The 5,036-nt window shown below is 69.2% G+C and carries 5 protein-coding genes; 3 read left to right on the top strand and 2 right to left on the bottom strand.

The annotated features are described in order from the left end of the window. Positions 1 to 711, bottom strand: a 711-nt coding sequence (locus ACXJKH_RS14360) for an aminotransferase-like domain-containing protein (protein WP_457320235.1), incomplete at its 3' end; no start/stop codon positions are given. 119 nt (positions 712 to 830) lie between these two features. Between ACXJKH_RS14360 and ACXJKH_RS14355 the strand changes: the two genes are divergently transcribed. Then, positions 831 to 1,694, top strand: a complete 864-nt coding sequence (locus tag ACXJKH_RS14355; protein ID WP_457320233.1) for a DMT family transporter — start codon at positions 831 to 833, stop codon at positions 1,692 to 1,694. Between the two features lie 15 nt (positions 1,695 to 1,709). Here the strand turns inward: ACXJKH_RS14355 and ACXJKH_RS14350 are convergent, their stop codons facing one another. Further along, the gene (locus tag ACXJKH_RS14350) at positions 1,710 to 2,000 is read right to left on the bottom strand and encodes a putative quinol monooxygenase (RefSeq protein WP_457320231.1); all 291 of its coding nucleotides are present in this window, start codon (positions 1,998 to 2,000) and stop codon (positions 1,710 to 1,712) included. Between the two features lie 277 nt (positions 2,001 to 2,277). Between ACXJKH_RS14350 and ACXJKH_RS14345 the strand changes: the two genes are divergently transcribed. Both ACXJKH_RS14345 and ACXJKH_RS14340 read left to right on the top strand, forming a co-directional pair. Then, positions 2,278 to 3,729: a SulP family inorganic anion transporter gene (locus ACXJKH_RS14345; protein ID WP_457320229.1), complete on the top strand. Its 1,452-nt coding sequence runs from the start codon at positions 2,278 to 2,280 to the stop codon at positions 3,727 to 3,729. Positions 3,730 to 3,949: 220 nt separating this feature from the next. Further along, positions 3,950 to 5,036, top strand: a 1,087-nt coding sequence (locus ACXJKH_RS14340; RefSeq protein WP_457320227.1) for a cache domain-containing protein, incomplete at its 3' end; no start/stop codon positions are given.

The following is a 5,036-nucleotide window of genomic DNA, read 5'->3' as shown; positions in this document are numbered from 1 at the left end:
CGCTTGGAGTGCGGCGCCGAAGGCTTCGACATCCGGTCCGGTCGGGGTGTAGGGGATGCCCACCACCTGCACGCGATGCGCCTTGAGCAGCGCAAGGAAGTTGAAGTAGCAGGGATCGTCGACCAGCACCGTGTCGCCGGGCTGCAGCAGGAAGCGACAGATCAGGTCGACGGCGTGCGAGCCGGACTCGGTCAGCATGATCTGATCCGGCGCCACCTCCACCCCATGCCCGGCCAGGCGCCGCGCCAGAAGCTGGCGCAGCGGCGGCAGGCCGAGCGGCGTGGCGTAGTCGGCCAGTGCCGATGCCGGTGCACGCGCCGCGCTGCGCAGGCCGCGGCGGATGCCTTCGACGTACATCCAGTCCTCGGGCAGCCAGCCGCAGCCGGGTTTGAGCAGGCTGGCATCGGGCTCCAGCGATTGCCGTGCCAACCACAGCGGATCGACCTGGCGGTCGCGCGGCGGATCGATCCCGGCCAGCGCCAGCGGCGCCACCGGGCCGCACACGTGGAAGCCGGCGCCGGGCCGCGCGCTGATCAGGCCTTCGGCGGTCAGGCGTGCATAGGCTTCCACCACGGTGGAGACCGACACCTGCATCGCCTTGGCTTGTGCACGGACCGAGGGCAGGCGCATGCCCGGCACGTAGCTGCGGGCGCTGATGCGGTCGCGCACGGTGGCCATGACGACGTCGATGCGGGTGGGGGTCAGGCGCATGCGCAGCGGTTCCGTACGGTGTGTGTAGGCATAACAGTTCGGTCCAAGTGTACTGGACTGTGTCTGGGCCATGCCGCCGGCCGCGTGATCCACTGGCCGCCACTTTCAAGGATTTCAGCATGGACACCACGACGCGCGGCTGGCTCAACGGATTCATCGGCGTGCTGATTTTCGCCGGCTCGTTGCCGGCCACGCGCGCGGCGGTCGCCGACCTTGATCCGACCTTCCTGACCGCTGCACGCGCCAGCATTGCCGCGCTGCTGGGGCTGGTGATGCTGCTGGCGCTGCGGCAACGCCGACCCGCGCGCGCGGACGTGGCCGCGTTGCTGGTGGTAGCACTGGGCGTGGTGGTGGGGTTTCCGCTGTTGACCGCGTTGGCGCTGCAACATGTGTCATCGGCGCACTCGATCGTATTCCTGGGCCTGCTGCCGCTGAGCACGGCGCTGTTTGGCGTACTGCGTGGTGGCGAGCGCCTGCGTCCGGCGTTCTGGGGCTTCTCACTGCTGGGCAGCGCGTCGGTGGTGGGCTATGCGCTGCTTGGCGCCGGGCAGGCCTCGCTGCAGGGCGACCTGCTGATGCTGGCCGCGGTGCTGGTGTGCGGCTTGGGCTATGCCGAAGGCGCGCGCCTGTCACGCACGCTGGGCGGCTGGCAGGTGATCAGCTGGGCGCTGGTGCTGTCCCTGCCGTTGATGCTGCCGCTGTTGTGGCTGCGCTGGCCGTCCACATTGGCTGACGTAGGCAACCCGGCCTGGTTGGGGTTGGGGTACGTTTCGGTGTTCAGCATGCTGGTCGGCTTCATGTTCTGGTACCGCGGGCTGGCACAGGGCGGTATCGCCGCGGTCGGTCAGCTGCAGTTGCTGCAGCCCTTCTTCGGCCTGGGGCTGGCCGCGCTGCTGCTGCACGAGCAGGTCAGCGCGGCGATGCTGCTGGTGACCCTGTGCGCGGTGGCCTGCGTTGCCGGGGCGAAGCGGTTCGCGCGCTGAGCGCGCGGCCGGGGGTCAGCTGCCGAGCCCGCCCACCGGTTCGGTCTCGAAGCGCTCGCCAAATCCGGTGATGTGTGGCCGGGCTTGGGCGATCGCGGCCTGCACCGCCGGCAACGCGAGCGAGGCACGATGCTGTTCCTGGCTGTCCCAGACTTCGGTGATCCAGATTGCATCGGGAAGGCCGGGGTCCCTGGCCACTACGTAGCTGCGGCAGCCGGGCATGTCGGCGGTGCCGTCGAGCAGGATCGCGATGACCGCATCGCGCTGGCCGGGTGTCACCAACATCTTGCCGATCAGTCCGTACATGCCAGGCACCTGCTGCGGGAGGTAACGACCATCGTGCGCGCGCGTTGCGGCGACGGTCAACCGGCACTTCGGCAACGGGCACGGCACGCCGTGCGTTGAGCCGGGCAGGTGGCTGCGCTATCCTGCGCGCCGCTTCCGCCCCCCCTGCTGGATTGTTGTGATGACGCCACCCTGATACCGCGTTGACCACGCGCCCGTGCCACGGCCGGGTCCAGGGAGTGCCTTGTCCTCATCACACAACGCGCCGTGCGCATCGCCGGTGCGTGGAGCTTTTTCCATGTCTGTTTCCTATCCGCTGCGCCAGCAATGGCTCGGTAATATCCGCGGTGACCTGTTGTCCGGCACGGTGGTCGCGCTGGCCCTGATTCCCGAAGCGATCGCGTTTTCGATCATCGCCGGGGTCGACCCCAAGGTGGGGCTGTACGCCTCGTTCTGCATCGCGGTGGTGACCGCCATCGCCGGCGGGCGCCCGGGCATGATCTCGGCGGCAACCGGGGCGATGGCGCTGGTGATGGTCGATCTGGTCAAGGACCATGGCCTGCAGTACCTGCTGGCGGCGACGATCCTGGCCGGCGGATTGCAGCTGCTCGCCGGCGCGCTGAAGCTGGGGGCGCTGATGCGCTTCGTGTCGCGCTCGGTGATCACCGGCTTCGTCAACGCGCTGGCGATCCTGATTTTCCTGGCACAGCTGCCCGAGCTGGTCGGGCGCTCCTGGCATGTCTGGGCAGTGTGTGCCGCCGGGTTGGCCATCATCTACCTGCTGCCACGCGTCACCCGCGCGGTGCCCTCGCCGTTGGTGGCGATCGTGGTGCTCACCGCGCTGTCCATCGGCCTGCACTGGGATGTCCGCACGGTGGGCGACATGGGGGCGCTGCCCGACAGCCTGCCGGTGTTCCTGTTCCCGGACGTGCCGTTGACCTGGGACACCCTGCGCCTGCTGCTGCCGGTGTCGGCGACGCTGGCGGTGGTGGGGCTGCTGGAGTCGATGATGACCGCGCAGATCGTCGAGGACATGACCGACACCCCCAGCCAGCGCAACCGCGAGTGCGCCGGCCAGGGCCTGGCCAACATCACCGCCGGCCTGTTCGGAGGCATGGGCGGCTGCGCGATGATCGGCCAGTCGGTGATCAACGTGTCCTCCGGCGGGCGGGGCCGGCTGTCGTGTCTGGTGGCCGGGGTGCTGCTGCTGTTGCTGGTGGTGTATGGCGCCGAGTGGGTGCGGCAGATTCCGATGGCGGCACTGGTGGCGGTGATGATCATGGTCAGCATCGGCACCTTTCATTGGCGCTCGTTCCAGGAACTGCGCCAGCACCCCAGGAGCTCGTCGATGGTGATGCTCGCCACCGTGGCCGTGACCGTGGCCACCCACGACCTGGCCAAGGGCGTGCTGACCGGGGTGCTGTTGTCGGCACTGTTCTTCGCGCGCAAGGTCGGACGGATGCTGCAGGTGGAGGATGCCGTCGAGGCGGACGGCACCCGTGTCTACCGCGTCAGCGGGCAGGTGTTCTTCGCCTCGGCCGGGCAGTTCGCGGCCAGTTTCGATCTGCAGCAGGTACCGGCGCGGGTGGTGATCGACCTGGCCGACGCGCACTTCTGGGACCTCAGCGCGGTGGCGGCGCTGGAGCGGGTGGTGGAGCGGTTGCGCGCGCACGGCGCGCAGGTGGAGGTGCGTGGGCTCAACGCCGCCAGCCAGACCCTGGTCGAACGGCTCGGGCGGCGCAGCGCCTGACGGGGCGCGACCCGGTCAACACTGAACAGGGTCAGGAAGTGGTCCTCAACATCGGCGCGCGGGCGCCGTTATCCAGCTCAATGCCCCGATACATCCGAGATCGGGGCAAGGGTCGGGCGTGAGTTGCACCGCGCCGACCTGGACCGCAATGGATTGCGTGAAGCCGTAGTTGGCGCCCAAGGGCGCCGGCTGATCCGTACCCCTTTCCGGAACCGCCCCCATGCCCGCGTCCCGCACCACTTCCCCGCGTCCCGGCAGCATCGCCAACCGGCTGATGCTGGGTACCGCGCTGATCGCCATGCTCTGCTTCGGCGTCACTGCGGCCATCAGCTACCACGAAGCCAGCCAGGCGCTGATCGAAGCCTCGCGGCAGACCATGCAGAGCCAGGCCGATGCCGAATCGCGCCGGGTCGGTGCGGAACTGGCCGCCGCGTTCTCCACCAGTCAGGCGCTGGCAGACAGCCTGGTGGTGCAGCACAGCAACGGGACGCTCTCGCGCGCGACGGCATCGCAGGTGCTGCAGCAGCAGCTGCGCTCGCACCCTGAGTGGGTGGGTCTGGGCACGTTGTGGGAGCCGCAGGCGTTCGATGGCAAGGACGGCGAATTCGTCGATGCCCCGGCGCACGACGCCAGCGGCCGCTTCATGAGCTACTGGTCCTGGCAGGACGGCACCCCGGTGGAGGACGCGCTCAAGGGCTACGACGTGCCCGGTGACGGCGACTGGTACCTGCGCCCGCGCGCGCTGAAGCGGCCGACCGTGGCCGAGCCGTACCGCTATGAGATCGCCGGCAAGCCGGTGCTGATGACCACGCTGTCCACCCCGGTGCTGGACAAGGGCGAATTCCTTGGCGCGGTGACCGTCGATGTCGGCTTGGCCACGCTGCAGGAACGCCTGGCCGCGCTGCGCCCGATGGGCGAGGGCCATGTGGAGCTGATCTCCCCCGGTGGCATCGTGCTGGCGGCCAAGGACGCCAAGGAAATCGGCAAGCGTCGCGACGATGCGGCCACCCGCGGCATCCTGGCTGCGGTCGCAGCGGACAAGCCGTTCCAGGACTTCAACGTGGACGCCGCCGGTAACGTCAAGGCGTACGTGCCGCTGCGCATCGGCAACAGCCAGGAGCGCTTCGCGCTGGGCGTGATCGTGCCGCATGACCTGATCACCGCGCAGGCGCGTGCGCTGCTGTGGATCATCCTGGCCGTGGGCCTGGGTGCGGCACTGGTGCTCAGTGCCAGCGTCTACGTGCTGCTGCGCCGTCAGGCCATCCGCCCGCTGGCCGATGCGGTGCGCCTGTCCGTCGACGTGGCCG

The sequence above is a fragment of the Stenotrophomonas sp. P5_B8 genome (assembly GCF_054049855.1).
The sequence above is the reverse complement of the archived record's forward strand: the minus strand, read 5'-3'. Positions and strand labels throughout refer to the sequence as shown.

Bases quoted from the DNA above. Each gene is read 5' to 3' on its own strand.
- ACXJKH_RS14355 (WP_457320233.1), top strand. From the start codon at position 831: ATGGACACCACGACGCGCGGCTGGCTCAACGGATTCATCGGCGTGCTG.
- ACXJKH_RS14350 (WP_457320231.1), bottom strand. From the start codon at position 2,000: ATGTACGGACTGATCGGCAAGATGTTGGTGACACCCGGCCAGCGCGAT.
- ACXJKH_RS14345 (WP_457320229.1), top strand. From the start codon at position 2,278: ATGTCTGTTTCCTATCCGCTGCGCCAGCAATGGCTCGGTAATATCCGC.